Annotated in this window: 13 protein-coding genes and 3 pseudogenes; 6 read left to right on the plus strand and 10 right to left on the minus strand. The window is 39.7% G+C overall.

Features of this window, described 5'->3' with window-relative positions:
- Positions 1 to 24 precede the first annotated feature (24 nt).
- Genes EXT48_RS04040 through EXT48_RS04050 form a run of 3 tightly spaced genes read right to left on the minus strand, consistent with a single transcriptional unit; the run spans position 25 to position 3,702 of the window.
- Positions 25 to 1,239 (minus strand): acyl-CoA reductase, encoded by a 1,215-nt coding sequence (locus tag EXT48_RS04040; protein WP_130163650.1) that lies wholly within the window; start codon positions 1,237 to 1,239, stop codon positions 25 to 27.
- A complete protein-coding gene (locus EXT48_RS04045; RefSeq protein WP_130163651.1) occupies positions 1,220 to 2,305 on the minus strand; it encodes an acyl-protein synthetase in 1,086 nt (361 codons plus the stop codon). Before EXT48_RS04045 ends, EXT48_RS04040 begins: the two co-directional genes overlap by 20 nt.
- The gene (locus EXT48_RS04050; RefSeq protein ID WP_130163652.1) at positions 2,290 to 3,702 is read right to left on the minus strand and encodes an AMP-binding protein; all 1,413 of its coding nucleotides are present in this window, start codon (positions 3,700 to 3,702) and stop codon (positions 2,290 to 2,292) included. The genes EXT48_RS04045 and EXT48_RS04050 overlap by 16 nt, the downstream gene beginning before the upstream one ends.
- A gap of 351 nt (positions 3,703 to 4,053) precedes the next feature.
- On the opposite strand from EXT48_RS04050, the pseudogene EXT48_RS04055 reads away from it, so the two are divergent.
- Positions 4,054 to 4,927 (plus strand): annotated as a pseudogene (locus EXT48_RS04055) (hypothetical protein).
- A 25-nt stretch (positions 4,928 to 4,952) separates the two neighbouring features.
- On the opposite strand, the gene EXT48_RS04060 reads toward EXT48_RS04055, so the two are convergent.
- The gene (locus tag EXT48_RS04060) at positions 4,953 to 6,470 is read right to left on the minus strand and encodes a winged helix-turn-helix domain-containing protein (protein ID WP_130163653.1); all 1,518 of its coding nucleotides are present in this window, start codon (positions 6,468 to 6,470) and stop codon (positions 4,953 to 4,955) included.
- A 138-nt stretch (positions 6,471 to 6,608) separates the two neighbouring features.
- Here EXT48_RS04060 and EXT48_RS04065 point away from each other — a divergent pair, with 138 nt between their 5' ends.
- Positions 6,609 to 8,036, plus strand: coding sequence for a serine hydrolase domain-containing protein (locus tag EXT48_RS04065; RefSeq protein ID WP_130163654.1), 1,428 nt, complete (start codon positions 6,609 to 6,611; stop codon positions 8,034 to 8,036).
- A gap of 123 nt (positions 8,037 to 8,159) precedes the next feature.
- Here the strand turns inward: EXT48_RS04065 and EXT48_RS04070 are convergent, their stop codons facing one another.
- A complete protein-coding gene (locus EXT48_RS04070; RefSeq protein ID WP_130163655.1) occupies positions 8,160 to 9,788 on the minus strand; it encodes a methyl-accepting chemotaxis protein in 1,629 nt (542 codons plus the stop codon).
- A 577-nt stretch (positions 9,789 to 10,365) separates the two neighbouring features.
- Between EXT48_RS04070 and EXT48_RS24075 the strand changes: the two genes are divergently transcribed.
- From EXT48_RS24075 to EXT48_RS04085, 4 genes are all read left to right on the plus strand, one after another.
- Positions 10,366 to 10,605 (plus strand): transposase, encoded by a 240-nt coding sequence (locus EXT48_RS24075; RefSeq protein WP_165384083.1) that lies wholly within the window; start codon positions 10,366 to 10,368, stop codon positions 10,603 to 10,605.
- Positions 10,602 to 10,727, plus strand: coding sequence for a hypothetical protein (locus EXT48_RS23990; RefSeq protein ID WP_275446429.1), 126 nt, complete (start codon positions 10,602 to 10,604; stop codon positions 10,725 to 10,727). The genes EXT48_RS24075 and EXT48_RS23990 overlap by 4 nt, the downstream gene beginning before the upstream one ends.
- A 440-nt stretch (positions 10,728 to 11,167) precedes the next feature.
- Complete coding sequence (locus EXT48_RS04080) at positions 11,168 to 11,407, plus strand: hypothetical protein (RefSeq protein ID WP_130163656.1); 240 nt, start codon at positions 11,168 to 11,170, stop codon at positions 11,405 to 11,407.
- A 186-nt stretch (positions 11,408 to 11,593) separates the two neighbouring features.
- On the plus strand, positions 11,594 to 11,914 hold the full coding sequence (locus EXT48_RS04085) for a helix-turn-helix domain-containing protein (protein WP_130163657.1): 321 nt from the start codon (positions 11,594 to 11,596) through the stop codon (positions 11,912 to 11,914).
- A 79-nt stretch (positions 11,915 to 11,993) separates the two neighbouring features.
- Here the strand turns inward: EXT48_RS04085 and EXT48_RS04090 are convergent, their stop codons facing one another.
- From EXT48_RS04090 to EXT48_RS04110, 5 genes and pseudogenes are all read right to left on the minus strand, one after another.
- Complete coding sequence (locus tag EXT48_RS04090; protein WP_130163658.1) at positions 11,994 to 13,865, minus strand: hypothetical protein; 1,872 nt, start codon at positions 13,863 to 13,865, stop codon at positions 11,994 to 11,996.
- A gap of 9 nt (positions 13,866 to 13,874) precedes the next feature.
- Positions 13,875 to 15,185, minus strand: a complete 1,311-nt coding sequence (locus tag EXT48_RS04095; protein ID WP_130163659.1) for a hypothetical protein — start codon at positions 15,183 to 15,185, stop codon at positions 13,875 to 13,877.
- Positions 15,186 to 15,340: 155 nt separating this feature from the next.
- A pseudogene (locus EXT48_RS04100) lies at positions 15,341 to 15,478 on the minus strand (transposase); the annotation flags it as partial.
- A gap of 323 nt (positions 15,479 to 15,801) precedes the next feature.
- Positions 15,802 to 16,860, minus strand: a pseudogene (locus tag EXT48_RS04105) (ISAs1 family transposase).
- Between the two features lie 59 nt (positions 16,861 to 16,919).
- Positions 16,920 to 17,438: a hypothetical protein gene (locus EXT48_RS04110; protein ID WP_130163660.1), complete on the minus strand. Its 519-nt coding sequence runs from the start codon at positions 17,436 to 17,438 to the stop codon at positions 16,920 to 16,922.
- Between the last annotated feature and the right edge of the window lie 94 nt (positions 17,439 to 17,532).

Raw genomic sequence — 17,532 nt, forward strand, 5'->3', positions numbered from 1 at the left:
TTTACAAAGCCTTGTTTAAATATCTTAGTCGATAGTTACGATTCGGGATAATGTCGTTATTATATCGTATCCATCCCATAAATTGTGCATATTCAGTGCGTTACCTATGGGGACTATACGATCAATTCCACTACAGCCATTGCTATAGATAAACTCAGCAATAGTACTTTTCTCAACGCCTAAATAGCTCAAAGTTTGCACTTTCTCGTTGATTAGCGGGGCAAGCTGCGCTATCGATTTAATTCTGGTTTCGTAGATTAATCCACTCGTACCACGGAAGCTTTGTTGAGAAATATTGATGGATTTTACTTCAATCCTAGTAAGTTCAGGTGAAGCAATTTCAATATTGGCGATATCTTCATGGTCAATAGCTGCATTACAAGTATCCACAAACTTATTTAGTACCTGAATATCTTCAATCGCGTATTTATCTGCCGCAATGTCAGCTAAGCATTGCCAAAGTCGACTTTTTGCTTCTATAACCGAAGAGTCATCACCAAGCCAGACACACAGCTGAGGTGACGAGCAGCCCGCTTGATCTAGCTGATATATATCATTATAAAAATGGTGGCAGTGGGTATTGATAAGGTCGTCAGAACAACAGCTAATGTAGGTAGCATCAAACAAACATAGAGAGTAGCGATCTGCAAACGCTATTTCTCTAGAGCGAGGAGGCGTGGCAAATTGGCGCATTTTATTAATGGTATGATCACCGCCCCAAATCACTCTTCCTGCTGCTTGGCTGAGCCAAAATGCAGTGACATCATCATTATGAGCATAGCGAATAAGAAAAACTCGTTGGGCGATTGATTGGTACTCAGACTCTAATAATAATTGCGAGAGAGTTTGTAACGCAATATCTGTGCTGCGGTTTGATTTAGATGACAAGCGCAAAACACAGCTATTACCTGCAAGTAGCGCAAATGCGAGTGAATAAGCAAAGTTTATCGGTACGTTTGCTGGGCAAATATGAAAGGTTAAACCCAGCCCTACAGATAGTCTGTTTGAGTAGGGGCCTGTTTTCATTGATAAAAGGTTGGCTTTTCTTAGCCAAAACGCGAGCGCCATTAGATCTGGAAGCGTATTTGCCTCTGGATGTCGTCGTAGCCTTGCTGAAAGTGTATTTAAAAACGATATGGTTTGCTCTTCCCAAGCCCTTGTTGGTTGAATATGAAAATCAGATGATGAACCAACTAAGGTGGTAAAGTGAGCTTGAATGTTATTTGGAATAAGTATCACTGCACCCTCTCACTTCCGCTTGCTTTACTCTACCCAGTACATCAAAATAGGTACCTTTCCAGCCGCACTGGCAGTCATCTTCTCCAAGCTTTACACCGATATCTTCACTTAAGATACTATGTCCAGGGTAGCTATGAGGGAGTGCAGAAATTAATTGAATAAGCCCCAAATTACCATCTTTAACTGGTTGTAATGTTTTAAAATCTCTAATTATTACTTCAGACCATGATGAGCAGTGGAAGTGGCCCTGTTTACACTCCATAAAGATAGACCCTGTTTGCTCAATCATACCGTAGTAATTGTGTACACTCTGGATTGCAGTAACGTTAGCTAATCTAGACTTAAAATGTGACTTGGTTACCTTATTTGCTTCTATTTTCTTCCAGCCACCACCATGAAGCAAAATACTTTCGGATAAATCAATTTTTTTGCTCAATTGCTCTAAGGCTTCAACAAAATGAAGCCAAACTATATAAGTAAAGCCAAAGATAAACTTTTTCTGTCCTTGATATTTGTCTATGAATGCGTTGAGAGCATCAAAGTTTATTGTCATATCATCATTCAATGCGTAAGTGATGTCTCGCCCATACATTGAAAATCCTAAGATACCCGCAGTACGAGCCGAAAACTTTGTTCTATTTTTGACGGTAGACGGACAGTCGATAACTAGCATTGGAAGGCGCTGTTTACCAATTAAGTGAGTAACTAGTTTAGAGAGTATTTTTACTTGCAGCGCTGATGTTCTTTTATCTAGATAAATTTTGGAAACGGATTGTCCAGAGGTTCCCGAAGACATCATCGTCTTAATAACACTTTCTTGTGGTACACTTTTTAATTCTTGAGATTTAAATAGTCTGACTGGCAGAGGAAAAAACGGACTAAATGGGTGGCTATTTAAGTCAATACTAGGCATAGACTGCTTAAGCTTTGCAAATGGCGGACATTGAGACAAATGAAGTTGATCTAGTTCAGCCAACTTTGATATTAATACAGATTGCTTTTGCTGCTTAGGCCATGCGTATGGTGGCCAATCAGATAATATTACTTCATCTACTTCATAAGACATTGATAATCTACCTTGCCACTTTCTAATCGAGGAATGTGTGAAACAGTTTGAATTTTGATGGCTGTAAAATTAATGGAAAATAGTTCTGCGAACGTTTTTTTAAGTGTTCGTAGATCAATTTCTTCGCCATTTACAATGGCAATATTTAGCTTATCATCAGTGCCAAAAGCGACACTTTCATACCCTAATTCTTGCAACGTTGCTTCAACATGACTCAGAGATATACGATTTCCAAACACTTTGATAAAGCGCTTTAAGCGGCCCTCTATGTAGAAATAGCCCTGTTTGCAGCTTGCTAAATCGCCTGTTTTCAAAGTGCCTTGGTTTTCATCACCTTTAGATAAGTCGAAAATAGTTTCAGCGTAACCTAAGCATACATTATCTCCCTCATAGACGAGCTCGCCTATGCCGCCCGACTCTGTGATGTCGTTACCTTGCTCATCTTGGAGCCATAGTTTTCCTCTCGGAATTGCCTTACCGATACTGCCAAGGTGCGTATTCAAATCACTAGGCTGCATATAAGATATCCTCGGTGAAGCCTCTGTTTGACCGTACATTACCCAAAAATTAATACCCATTTTGTTCGTCAATGTTTGTATCTTTGACAAATATCGCTCTGCTAATTTACCACCTGCTTGTGTCATCGTTCTAAGATGGGGCAATTTCATGGTATCAAGCTTCATTCTCAGTAGTGATTCATAATGAAATGGTACTCCTGAGAAACTGGTAATTTCGTGAGCCGTCATATTTTCCCAAAATGACTTGTCCATTATCGTTTCATTTGTCAGATAAATTGAGGCACCAGCAAGTAAATGGCTGTTTACAATAGATAATCCATAAGAATAGCTAATAGGCAAATGTACAATAGCGCGCTCTAATGGGGTGATAGATAAATATTCTTTGATAGCTTGCGCGTTACTCAATAGGTTTTGTCTAGAAAATCTAACGAGTTTTGGTGAGCCGGTTGATCCCGAGGTTGAAGCCAAAAATGCCAATTGGGGGTGTAAAGAGTGAGGTTTATTTAAGGGGTCACATAGTAATTGATATTGATCCTGTGAGCTTAAAACTGTGTACTTAGAGAAAATACTTGCTTTCTCTGCTTTGGTTAAAACATAGTCAGGTCGGTATGTGCACACTAGCGTTTCGAGCTGCTCAGTTGCCATATTTGCACTTAAAAACAGTACTACGACGTCAGCCTCAATTGCTGCTAGGTAATGAACAAGGCATGGGTAATCATTATTTCCGATGATAAAAAGTAATGCCTTTTGCTGTAAGGGTTTTGCTGCATTTGCAACATCATCAAGCAGCGCTCGATAAGTATAGGATTCACCGTTTTCAGTGATCACGGCAATGTGTTCTGGATACTGCTTGTTGATTACACTTTGAATCTTGGTCATGGGCTAAACTTTTGACGTTAAAACTGCTAATGGCATTACGCTTATTCTACAATAAAAATCCTGCAAAAATCGCGCCGATATCAGATGAGTATCACATGCTCAACGTGAACATATAAATAAAATATAGCGGTACGTTTAAAACTGAGATGAACTCAATGAATAGCGCTTACAGCACCTGTAATGTTAGCTTAAACAAATAAAAACATTAACTTATATGAAGAAGATAGAAAAGCATAACGTTAAAATCAGCGAAAATTCATCCAAATTTCATGGCATCACTCTCACTACTTGCTAGCTTGATCACCCTTTGTAATTGATTTCAAAAGTTTAGTTAGTAATAGGGAGATAAAAATGGATAACAAATTATTGACGTCTGAATGGTTGATACTATTCGTAACTTTAGTAATGGTCAGCAAAAGCCTTGCTCAAAACGCAGAAGTATCTTTAATAGGTCCTTATCTTGGCCAAACACCTCCTGGGGACACACCTCAAGTATTTGCGCTTGGCACGGTGTCAACAGAGCACAGGGATCACAATGCGTTTTTCTCTCCCGACATGAAAACTTTTTATTTTACGCGAAAGGATCTGAACGTGAACCGTTGGAGTTTGATTGCATACGAGCAGCGAGGTAAACAGTGGCATGAAACGGTTGTTGGTCCAAGAGTTGGAAGGCCATTACTAGCACCAGATGGTGTGACCATGCATATGGGGAAATATGTTATGACGCGTCGAGAGGGGAGCTGGTCTGAAGCCAAAAGTCTAGGCCCTATGTTTGATAAAGAAAGTTGGGGGATCATGCGGTTAAGTGCATCTGCGAGTGGTACGTATGTGTTTGACGATTATAAAAGTGGCGATGTTATTAGGATCTCTGAGGTGAAAAACGGTCAACGCCAAAGACCGGTTAAATTAGGTCCTGAAATTAACACTGGTCTATATAATGCGCATCCATTTATCGCGCCCGATGATTCTTACATTATATGGGACGGGGTTCGAGATTCAGGGTTTGGTAACTCAGATCTTTATATCAGCTTTCGTTTGAAAGACGGTAGTTGGGGCGAAGCGATTAATTTGGGAGACAAAGTAAACACGAGTGCGCGGGAGGCGTCAGCGAGTGTAACGCCCGATGGCAAATATCTGTTTTTTTAACCGTACCACACCTTCAAGAGATGCTGATATTTTTTGGGTTGATGCTCAGGTAATCGAAACGCTAAGACCTGCCAATTAACTTATTGGTATACAGCGCACAGTGACTACTTTGGTGTGCGCTTTATTCTTTTCTTTAAGTTAGTCAGAGTAAGTTGCTCAACAATGCTATCTACAAAATGAGCTTGATCTCCTGTGATGTTGAAAGGCAATGCTTTAAACCTAAACTCGTCACTAAATCCCTGTTGAATAGCCTGTTTGAAATAGTCCTGAGCCTTGTCATTTTGCTGATGGTAAAGGCTGATGAGGCCGAGGCTAAAGACTAATTCAGGGTCTTGGTTGCCGGTCTTTATCTGGTTGGCAATATCATCGGTATATTTACTTATTGATTGATGCTTAGCTGTGAGGAGTGACAAGTATAATTGACTGAATAATGCGTATTTACCGTGTTTTTCAGCAGTCAGCACCAAAACATCGGTCGCTTTATCATGATGATTGTTACTTAGATAAGAAAGGGCTGTGAACCAGTTTAATGTCTGGGTATTTGGCGCGGCTTTGGCTAATAAGTTAAGGTGTTGGATGGCTTTTTTATGCTGCGTTTGTTGCTGTAAAAACTGGACGTGTTCTAGTTGTATCCAAGGAGATCCCTTTACTTCAGGACGGGCGTTGATAAGTACCTTGCTAAACCAGTTGGCCATGTGCATTTTGCGCAGGCAGTGGAGGTAGCTAGCAACTACCTTAGGCTCGCTGGGAGAAGCCTCATAAGCTTGGCGTGCTAGTGGGTATGCATCAATGGTGTTGCCTTGCAAGAGATAGGTCTCGGCTAGGTGTGACTTTAACAGAGGCCAATTCGGCGTATTTGCTATGGTGTCATTTAGAAGTTGTTGTGCTTGATGGTAATGCCCTTGAAGAGTATGAACTTGAGCCAAAAGCAGTTTTACTGATGGACTATCGGGTGTTAAATCCAGCGCTTTTTCTGTATTGATCCGGCTTTTCGTCAGCGCGTCTGCAACCTGATTATATAAGTTATAGTCGCTCAATAAAGCTCGACTCAAGCCCTTATAACTCTCATCTACGTCTTGTGATGTTGTGATGCTTTGCTGATACAGCGCTATCGCCCGTAAATTATCTTCTAAAGTTTGTCGGGTAAAGTGCTGCTGGGCGATGCTCAATGTTGCGTCATAGCTTGTTGAAGAAAATGGTGAGGTAAAAGGGGAGTGATATATACCAAGAATACACGCCAGAGCTAGGCCGATACTTCCGCCGGCTAGAGTCGTAAATCGCTTTACTGCTGGCGCTTGCGGTTTATGATTTATCTTATTAACGGTTGCACTAAAGCGGTATCCGACGCTGCGTTCAGACACGATATATTCTGGTTTATTGGCATCATCTTCAAGGAGCTTTCGTAGCCGTGCTATTTGTTTTTTAATCGCATCATGAGTCACGACTCGACCAAGCCAAACTTGTTGTTCTAATTGCTGGTGGCTCACAAGGTGAGGTGCATGCTCAATCAGGTTCAGCAACAATCTATGCGCAAGCGGTGTCAGTACATGAGATACATCGCGATGACTGATGGTGCGAGAAGATACATCAAAATCCCATTTTTGATTCAACTGATACTGCAACTCATAAATCCTGTATTTTTTATTTTATTGATTTAAATGCTTTTAATTGTTCTGTCACGCAATGTCACCAAAGCACACTGGCAAGCCAATATTAGATACGTAGAGTAAGACTCGTCATAACAACAAACAAGGATTTACATGAAAGCATTACCCCATTTACTGTTATTTTTATGCTTGTTTTCTATGCCTGCTCAGGCGACGACTCAACTGCAAAAACAACTAGATGACTATATCGCGCAGTACCACGAAATTAAAGAGTTTGATGGTGCCGCTTTGGTTGCTCGAGGGTCTGAGGTGTTACTGCAACAAGGTTATGGATTTGCCAACGTAGAGTGGCAAATAGCAAATCAGCCCAATACTAAATTTAAGCTAGCATCAGTGACCAAACAGTTTACCGCGCTTTTGGTATTACAACAGGTTGAGAAAGGAAAGATTGAACTTGATGCTAATATTTCCAGTTATTTACCGAAATACCGAAAGGATACGGGAAACCAAATTACTATAAGGCAATTACTTAATCATACGTCAGGCCTACCTGATGTGTTTAAACACCCTGAATTTCGCCAAGTGCAAAGTCACAACCCTTATAACCGCGATGAGTTTATCGACCATTTCTGCTCAGGAGACTTGTTGTTTGAGCCGGGCTCTGCGTTTCGTTACAGCAATGCCGGCTACACTATACTTGGGCGTATCCTTGAGCTTGTGAGCGGAAAAAGTTACTGGCAACTACTTGAAAAGCAAATATTAGTACCGTTAGATATGAAAGAAACTGGATTTGCCGATCATAAGCAGGTAATTAAAGGTCTAGCGAATGGTTACGATAGCACGTTGAAGGGGTTCAAACATGCCGATTTTATTGACATGACAGTACCTTTTTCCGCAGGCGCAATGTATTCAACGGTGCAAGACATGTATAAGTGGGACCGGGCATTATACACAGATAAGCTATTAACGCCTGAGACCAAGACATTGTTATTTACCCCCTCTAAACATAGAAATTACGGGTTTGGCTGGGAAGTCACCGACAAAGAAGATACCAGTCAAATTAAAACGCTGGTTCACCATGCTGGTGGCATCCCAGGGTTTGGGGCTAAGATTGCAAGAGTATTGGAGGACAAAACGGTTATTATTTTATTGGATAATACAGGTGGCGCGCCATTGACACAGATGGTTGATGGCATACTTGAAATCCTTGCAGGTAGGGCTGTAGCAGCGCCTAAGTTAAGTCCATATCGGCTGCTTTTAGCAACGATTTTATCTGACGGCGTTGAAGTTGCGATTAAAAACTATCAACAACAGGTTCGCAAAGGGAAGGGGCTGAGTGAGCGCCAGCTAAATCGCTTTGGGTATCAATTATTGGAAGTCGGTTATTACGACGCCGCAATTGAATTTTTCAAATTGAATGTTACGGCACACCCAAAAAGCGTGAATACCTATGACAGTCTTGCCGAAGCCTATCTTATTAAAGGAGATAAAACCAATGCAGGTGTTACTTATCGGCAGTTATTGCAATTAGATAGTAACCATGAGGCGGCTAAGAGGTTTGTAGAATCAACCTTGAAGTGATCGCAGCAATCAACTTTTGCGATGTCTGTTACCGAGCATAGTTTTCCGATGATAAAGTGCCTCAATTATATAGCGCCTAGCCGTACGTAGGCTTAGGCGTTATTTATCCATTATGGCGGTATTTTAGAGCGTAAACTTGTCGACTTGTGACTTTAAGTCGTGGGCAAGTTTACTCATTTCATTACACGCCGTCGCGGTTTGGTTGGCACCTTCGGTCATTTCAACGGCCGAATAATTGATAGTCTCGATATTCTTGTTCAGCTCCTCTGAAACCACTGATTGCTGATGACAAGCTGACGCGATCTGTGTACTCATGGCTGCGATGCTATCAATTTGAGATTCAATTTGATGGATCATATTGCCAGCGACTTCTGATTGCTCAACACAAAGTGCAATACCTTGTTCACAGGTCTTGGTTGCCACGCCAGTTTCCTTCGACTTGGTTTGTAGGTCGTTGACGATTTCAACAATTTGCGTGGTTGAATCTTGGGTGCGTTGGGCCAGTGAGCGAACTTCATCCGCAACAACGGCAAAACCACGCCCTTGCGCGCCTGCACGAGCGGCTTCAATGGCGGCATTTAATGCCAATAGATTCGTTTGCTCCGCGATTTCTCTAATTACGTCAACAACCACATTAATGTTGTGTGAGTTTTTCTCGAGATTATTGGCAAGCTCGCCTGCAGCTGTGACTGTTTGCGCAACGTCTGAAATATGATTAATATTTGATTTAAGTGCGTCGCTGCCTTCTCTGGCTTTTTCACTTGCTTGATTTGCTGACTCAGCGCCCATTTCTGTACTTTTAGCTACTTCACTAATCGCTGCTTGCATTTGTGTCATCGCGGATGCGACGGATTGCAGCTCATTTTGTTGTACATTCATACCTTGGGCATTTTGGTAAGAAATGGCATTTACTTCTTCTACTGCTGCAGTTAATTGAATGGCAGAGTCATTGATCATGGTGATTAAGGCGTGTAACTGTGAACGCATTTTTTCTAAAGATTGGGTCAATAAACCGAGCTCGTTCTTGCCTGTATCTTCAAGTGTAATCGCATGATTTAGCTCACCACGGGAGATTTTACTCGCAAGATCCACGGATAAAGCGAGCGGTGTCTTAATCGCTTTACTCAACAGCATACAGATAATGACTATGGTTATTGCAACGAGTAATCCAGAAATCGCTAAAGTAAATAAGGTACTATTAACTGCTGATATAGCCGAGCGCTCAGAATTTTCAACACTGCTATCATTTAGTGCTTCCAGTTCACTAAGCTCAGACATGGCGTTGGCAAACAGGGGGTAGCTATCTAAAATGATTCGATTCGCTTCTTTGGCATCACCATTGATGATGAGGCTCTCATAACGGTACGTGGCATTGACGTATCGCTGCCAAGCGGTAATAAACGCATTGAACAGTGCCTTTTCTTCTTTGCTGACAGGTAATGATTGATAAAATGTTATCTTGTCATTCAATGACTTCTTCAGATCTCTTAATATAGCGAGCCAATTTCGTACCTCTGAGTCTTCAGGGTTTAACGCAGTACTAAACTCATCTTTACGTATCGTTGCTAAGTCAATTTTAATGTCTTTGATGGTTTCCATCGATGGAATACTGGTTCTGACTATGTCGTTCAGATTGGCGTTTACTTCTTTCATTCCTTGGTAGCTCATCAAGCCAACTCCAATGAAAATGACAAAAAGTAAGGTGAAACTTAACGTTATTTGGTTAGAAATAGATAGTTTTTTTAACTGCATTATTGAAGCTCAATGAATCCATGGATGATGATTGATATTTAAAGGGGCGGTATTGTATTTGAAAAGCAGGTGATATTAATAATTAAATGTTTTTTGCTAATGTTTTCAGTTTGTATTATTTGTTGATTATATTTTGTATTTTAGATTTGTGATTTTTTAGCTGAAAGTCAGTGTGGTTTTTTATCCTTTTTTTGTGGTTTTATTTTCTAAAAAATGTCCGGTTTTTAACTTTGTCACATCACTTACTTTTTTGTTTAAAATCTTTGTTTTATGGAGCTTTATAGATAGTGTTGAACGATGAGATTGGAGTATGTAGCCTAGGTGAATTAAAATTCACCAAAATTTTAGTTGTAGAAATCTGCATAATATTGATTTAGTTCAGTTGTTATGAAGTCAGGGTGGGATTCCACTTTGCTCACAGCTTAACCAAAAAGTAACTCTGTCCTAAAATTGCAGCTTTTTTGAACCACATAACCAAAACATTGCAATTTGAGTGTAAAAATGACACCAAAATCAACCACGCACACTCCACAAAAGAGTCGAACTTATTGATATCGTTTCATCGCGTCACGAGCTCGTGAAGCTGGAAAAACTCATTGATTGGCGGCGTCTAGAGGCTAAATTCAAACAGCATTATAGGGGTAAAGGTACTTGCGCAAAGCCTATCCGCCTACTTACGGGTCTCGAATACCTGAAACAAATTCATAAACTGTCTGATGAAAACACGGTGGTCATGTGGTGCGAAAACCCGTATTGGCAATATTATTGTGGCATGCAATTTTTTACGCATGAGCCGCCTTGCGATCCCAGTTCATGACACGTATTCGCAAGAGAATTGGCGAAGATGGCGTTGAGTTGATGCTGTCACTCACGGTAGATGCGGGTCTTAAAAACAATACAATTCAACGTTCAAGCTGTCATGGAGAAAAATATTGCTAACTCAACAGACAGCAAGTTGCTCGAACAATACCGCAATAAACTGGTTAATTTCGCTCAGTAAGCTGGCATTGCGCTTAGGCAAAGTTATGAACGAACTGGCCGTAAGACAGCACAAAAAAGTAGCGTGTTATGTTCATGGCAAACAATTCAAACGCATTAAGAAAACACTGAAAAAACAGAAAAACTATCTCAGATGAGTGATAAAAGACATCTTGCGGAAAATTACTGAGCAACTGTTGAAGCAAGAAGAACGAGTAAAAACAAACTATATAGCCTACATGAGCCTAGTGTTGAATGTATCTCCGAGGGAAAAAGCGCCAAGCCATATGAGTTTGGTGTCAAAGTGGGTGTCGCAACTACATTGAAAGAGCTGTTTGTGGTGTGCGCTCATGCAATACACTCCAATCCCTATGATGGTGACACGTTATGGGAAACGTTGAGTGACGCCGAGTATTAAGAAAAAACTCAAGCGACGCAATGCGATAGAGCCAATCATCGGGTACATAAAACAAGACGGTCACTCTGGTCTTAACCGTTTAAAAGGGAAGCTTGGTGATAAGCTTAACGCAGTACTTGCGCGTGTAGGTCAAAACTGCCGTAAAATCCTAGCTCAACAACTACGGCTTTTCTATGCCTGGATTTTATATCAGCTCTTAACAGCGCGAAGCGCTGTGCAATAACGTCGCTGTCAATAAAGGTAATGCTCAGTCTGGGCTGATTTTGTACGGCCAATCTAAGCATCAAAACGTCAATATTCAGAATCGACTAGATAACCGAAGTCAGTGAGCCTAATAAGCTATTCTCTGAAAACCATGAGATCCAGAAGAAGTTTGATGTATTGGCTCTGGCTGACAAGCTAGGGAAATGTGGCACGTCAAAGTGGTGTCCCCTGCGATACTATTTACTGCCATCGTAAGCTGATAAAACAAGGTGGGATCGAATCGTTAAAACGTCAGGAAATGCCAAATCGTCACCACAAAAATCGTACTGACAGAGCTATTGAGGAAGTTGTCATCGAATTCTCACTAGCTAACCCATACATGGGACAATCCAAAGTGTCACGACTGCTCAAGTCTGAAAGAAACGTCGACATACATGCTAGCGGCGTTCGCAATATCTGGCTAAGGGAAAGTACGAATACTACTGTGTTACAGTTAGCAAAACTTGCTGAAACTCGGCAACATTGATAGTGTGATTACGTCAAAGTCGCTTGGTACTTATACCGTCAGTATCCCTTGGTAATCACACTAGTACACTTAATATAACTTACTTTACCTTGATCTGATTAATATAATACTTTTCAGTATCTGAAGTTGTTTTTGCGTCGATAAATAATACCAGTTCACCTTCACCTGATAGTGGAATATCAAACCCTTGAGTAATATAGTGCTGCTCTATTTGTCCCCACCTAGTAAAGAATGTGCCCCTCTTTACTTCTGCCGCACCATTATAAACAACATAATAAAACTTAATAAAATCACTGTATGCAGAACTTTTACCATCCAGCCCCTCTGAACCTTTATATGCTATATACAACTTCGTACTACCCTTTATACGAATTCTTTGGCTTTTCCAAGTCAAGCGTTGTGCATTAGCCCAGTCACCTCCTATACCTGTATTACCTAGTACTAGTGCTCCATCAATAACGTCGGAAATCACTTGTTTACTTGAATGGGCCTGATGACTAATAGACCAGCGGTTTAACCAACTTTTTTGCTCTTTGCTTGGTAGATTATGTAGTTTATTTACTAGCGTATTATATACATCATCATTTTGATTGTTTTCTAGATTAAAGCTTTCTACCCACCTATCATCTGCGGCACTTAGACTTTTAGTGTCTGAAAGCACGGGGTAATGCAAATTAACACTTTTAGCATCTCTAACATGATCAAACTGAGATAATACATTGTAGTAATTACTTGAAACATCTATTTTACTAGGGAAGTCAGCCTCACCGGTCAAACCCATATAATTGTTTCCAATTGAACGTAGCGTTGCACTAGAAGAAAAGTCCCTCATGAACGTATTATTAATACTATAAATTGCGGTTCTAAAGCTAAACTTAGGTGAAGCCAAACCTGTTTTACAGTGATTCCCGAAATTAATATAGACGTCATTTTCAAAATAAGAATTACTAATTCTAGAATTATCCCCCCAGCTTCTCAAACACAAAGCTATATGATTTTTACTCCTAACATTATTTTCAGGAGAGTATTGATATAAATGAGTCCCGTCTATATCCAAAGTAGGAGTTGCACTATCTGAAATCAATATGCTTGATGAAAAACTGGCATCTTCAGATCCATAATTAAAGAAAAAACCTCCGTGAACAATTAAACCTCCATTAGCGTACTCATCGAAATATACACCATGATTTGCACTGCCACTGATAAATGAATCAGTTAATGTTAAAGATGAATCGCCCGATACAACATGTATTATTGCATTTCCATTATTTGAAACGTTGCTTCTATTTATAGTTAAATTTCCGTTATTTAACTTTATAGCACTTTGAAGCTTATGGGTTGTACCTGAAAGTGCTCCTTTTACATGAATATTCGTTAGAATAACGCTTTTATTTATTTCAAGAAACGTATTAGGTATCTCTAGGCAGTCTTTACCACGTATAAATCCAACATCACGGCTTGAACCCTGTGAGGAAAAAGGAGCATTTGTCGCAATTTCTGATATCGCTGTTCCTGCTTCGATGCTCAGTTGACATGCCTCATATTGACCATTCAAAACTATTTTGGAAGCGGTTTTAAATGCAAGTTGAATGGCAGCGTTGTTGTGCTCCACTTCATTCCGGTTGCTGGTATTGCTCCTCACTCCAAATGCTTCAATATTGATACCTTGTGTATTTCCCATATCTAATTTAGCACAAAGTGTCTGCCCCAAATTTTCAAGCTGAAATATACAATCACCTTTATTAACACTAAAATTATAAGTTGCTGCGCCAAAGTCACCAACACTGTAATAGCCTAATGTAGTTACCTTTTCGCCGTCTAAATTTTCACTAGTTTCACTATTAATAAGGGCTGTTACTGTTTTATAGTGTAAGTAAATTTCTTCACTAGCTAGAGTTTGGTTAATGAAGAATGCATTAATAAAAAGCACCAATATATAATTTTTATTCATCATCATCCCTTATTGACAACCATAGATTTTAGAATTTAAGCCATTTGAAAAATCTCCAGAATTAAACTCACCACAAAGATTATATGTAACATCTCTGTAATTAACTTTGGATTTTTTGAAAATGTATTGATCAGTACTGCGCTGACTATCGGGGAATTGGCCTATATCATCTAGATGAGAAACAAATCTAACCCCTTTACTTCCCCCTGTCTCGCTATTAAATTCAAGGCTTGAGATTGTATTAGAAATAGATCTTACTAGGTTAATACGGTTATCTCCCGGTGTAACGTTAAGTTTTTTAATCTTGTTGTTAGGTCCTATTTGACCACTACCAAAACCAGAGCTCGCAGAAATATTAAGATCTTCGATTTGGTTGCTTATAATTCTTGAGCCATACGAATTATTAGGTATTATGACTTTTCCATTAAATTTCACACCATTAATTAACACACCAGCTAAACTGTCAGAGTCCACCTGTAAATTCACACTACTTGTTGACTCAAATGTACCGCCTTCTAGATGCCAATCTGTCGCATTTTTAACAAACATATGTGCTTTGCTAACATTTCCTTTGAAAGTAATGTTTTTAAAAACATTATTGACGATAGTGCCTTGGTCGGATTTTATATTAAGTGTCGTTGTTTTAGCTCCAGATAAAATAAGGTCTGAATGGTATCCAAAAAACCAATTAACACCGAGCACCACATCATGGTTTTGGCGCGCATCAAGTGTTAGGTTCATTAATGTTATGGGAAAGGAGCGCTGTTCATTTGTAGTAACAAAACTTGTTATACCTGTATTTGTACTTGCTTGTATGTTTGTTGAGTAAAAGCCAGCGATTAAGGGGTTTGAGCCAATAATCGACTGGCGACTATTTGGCTTTGATTTAAGCTCTAATTTTGACGCACAGTAGAGGCCATTCACTTTTAACGTACTAACTTTGTCCAAGGCTGCATTAACTTGCTTTGTACTATCCTTAGTTTCATCATTACACTCATCAGGAACGCTTACTTTCTCAACACCAAAAGCTTCTAACTCCATTTCGGTCTTAATCACTAATTCCGCACAGACTTTCTCACTTTTTACCTGCATTGCCCTTATATCGATACCACTTTGACAATTGCTACTAGAAATCACCTTATATATAGCGCTGCCATAAGGATAGGTGCCAGAACTATAGCTATTTGTTTTGATGAAATCTCCGTCGCTTAAAGTCTTAAGCTCAATTTCAATTTGCTCAAAATTGTCAACAACAACTACTTTAGATGCATACGCATTTAATGAAGCGATCATTAACATGGCTAATATATTTTTTCTCATTGTTTCTCCTTTCAACAGAAGCATATTATATCTTGATATACCACTATATGAAAAAGCCTATTCATGATTGGTCACCGATTATTAAAGAAAAACAATACTGGGAAACTTATAATGAGGTGGGCAAAAAGTATTGGCCACTACACAAAATACTTGAGCAAAAACAGCAGCAGCTCTTCTACCCAGCCTCGTCGGTGTTCATATGATTTACCCATGAGTTCATCTTCACCGCACAAAAATGCGTGGCGAATATAGCGTGAAACACAATGATAATACGGTGTATCCGACACATTGATTTACCGCTTCTTACTAATCCCATCGTTCTCTCCTTGAACTGATAATTGAGTATGATTTTAAGCACTCAAAGTATAAAAAATTACAACTACCCCATAAAATGAAGCAGTTCATAAGTAGAGTTTTCCATTAACAACAATAGGAAAATTTACGATGAGAAAAGCAAGTTCACTGAAACTCCAAGGTGAGAGCACACTTTGTTAACTGCCATTAACCGAAGATAAGTTCTGCCCTGAATTCATCGTCAAAACTGGCTCGAACACAGGGGGAATTCCACTTTGTTCACAGCTTAACCAAAAAGTAACTCCGTCCTAAAATCACCGTTCTAAGCTGCTCCTCTTCGTTTCGCTGCTAAACTGTCTTTTTTACCTTGATGTTGCCTGATTATGTTTAAGCATACTCTGTTGAACAAAGCGATGTGTGCCGCCCCGTCGGGGTCTAATACCTTTAACTTATCTTCTTTGAAAACAACACCTAAGACTCAGTGAAGCCGATTATCTATGTGCCAATGTTCGCCTATTGCTTTTGCCACTAACCCTGGATCTACCGCCATTAAACTGATATGGAAGTGGGGGGTATAACTGGTTTTGTCACCTAATTTACGACCTCTTGCAACCTCAATCAGCGTTTTGACATGAGGCCATTTTTCTTTGAGTTTCTGTGGTAATTTAATCGGTATCTGTATAACTAGATGACTTTCGCCTCGGCCATGAGCATTACCATTGCTTTGTGCTTCTTCGTGTGAGTCCATGTAGTCATAGTGAATTTTAAAGTGCTCAGCGATAGCATTGTGTAAATTACGCTGATTGACTTTGACTTGGATAATAAAGTCGCCCTTATTCTTTACAATCGTCTCCAATGTTTTCGTTTGGCAATGCTGAGCATCAAGCGTCACAATACAACCTTTACACGCTAATATGTCGATGATATCACAGGTAATTTTACCTTCTTGGCCTTTGTTTTGCGCAGCTTGTTGATACAAGGCTAGCCCATTATCAACATCAAATGCACTAACCACATTTAGCGCATTGTACACATTGTCTTTTCAGCAACCTCTAAGCACCTTCCCATTAATCGCAATGTGTGGCTTTTGAGCTTCTTTACGATGGGAGCTAATCCAATTTAACAGTGCCGTGAGTAAAGCTCCTGTGTCTAATGATCTGATTATATTAGCAATACAGTGACGTTTTGGAATGCCATTTTCAAAAGGACGATGCTGCCTTAGCCAATCCAGTTGCAATTCACCAAACTCTTGAAGTGACTTCCATCCGTCAGCGCTACTAAGCACGGTACTCAAAGTTAAAAACAAGACGTCGACAAGATTATGTTTGATATTAACATCGGTTCTAAGATCTTCAATCCACTCTAAATAAAAAATTGCGATGCGCAATCAGATCATCAAACCCCAAGACTCGCCAATTTAAAGTACGATCCCGCCCTGATTTAGACTTCATACCTTTTATCTCGTTGCCTAGTCATTTCATCAAGTACCATTTGGATCATCTGTTGCTTTATATCTGCATGCTGTGATTTAAGTTCATCAAGTTGTTGGGTTAAAATCTCAATTTCTTTTTCTGTTTCATTATCGTGGTACTGTTTTGCGCCGGTATGCTCATATCTCAGGATATTTTCTTGTGTTGTTGGGATATCAGCATCGCTTACTGTGGATACCTTTATAGCTCGTTGCAGAGGTGTTTTTTTTAACTCGCTAATAAGCTGTTGTAAATGTTGGATTTGCTCTTTCATTAGGGCTTCTGACTGTTCTAACATTTCATATTGTTGCTTAAAATTAGGGTTGTTACCTTTGTATTTCTTTGCCTTTTTATCCATAAACTCAGTCAGTATGGTTTCATTTGCTGGTTTTTCTTCCGTATCTTCTGTGGAGTTACTTGTGGCAGTGGATGTTTCGTTGTTTGCGTTTAGTGCGTCGGCAAAGTGATGTGGCTTCATTTGAATTTCCATAACGTTATCCTTGTTATCTCTATTTCTAACTGTATCGGAGTATTTTCTGATTTCTTTAGCTGTTTGGTTAATCCCCGCTAAGCTAACAAGGTTG

Source organism: Pseudoalteromonas sp. CO348 (assembly GCF_004208845.1).
In the GTDB taxonomy this organism is placed as follows: Bacteria; Pseudomonadota; Gammaproteobacteria; order Enterobacterales; family Alteromonadaceae; genus Pseudoalteromonas; species Pseudoalteromonas maricaloris.

Excerpts from the sequence above, each read along its gene's own strand:
- EXT48_RS04045 (WP_130163651.1), bottom strand. The coding sequence starts at position 2,305 with ATGTCTTATGAAGTAGATGAAGTAATATTATCTGATTGGCCACCATAC.
- EXT48_RS04050 (WP_130163652.1), bottom strand. The coding sequence starts at position 3,702 with ATGACCAAGATTCAAAGTGTAATCAACAAGCAGTATCCAGAACACATT.
- EXT48_RS04065 (WP_130163654.1), top strand. The coding sequence starts at position 6,609 with ATGAAAGCATTACCCCATTTACTGTTATTTTTATGCTTGTTTTCTATG.
- EXT48_RS04070 (WP_130163655.1), bottom strand. The coding sequence starts at position 9,788 with ATGCAGTTAAAAAAACTATCTATTTCTAACCAAATAACGTTAAGTTTC.
- EXT48_RS23990 (WP_275446429.1), top strand. The coding sequence starts at position 10,602 with ATGACACGTATTCGCAAGAGAATTGGCGAAGATGGCGTTGAGTTGATG.
- EXT48_RS04090 (WP_130163658.1), bottom strand. The coding sequence starts at position 13,865 with ATGAATAAAAATTATATATTGGTGCTTTTTATTAATGCATTCTTCATT.
- EXT48_RS04095 (WP_130163659.1), bottom strand. The coding sequence starts at position 15,185 with ATGAGAAAAAATATATTAGCCATGTTAATGATCGCTTCATTAAATGCG.
- EXT48_RS04110 (WP_130163660.1), bottom strand. The coding sequence starts at position 17,438 with ATGGAAATTCAAATGAAGCCACATCACTTTGCCGACGCACTAAACGCA.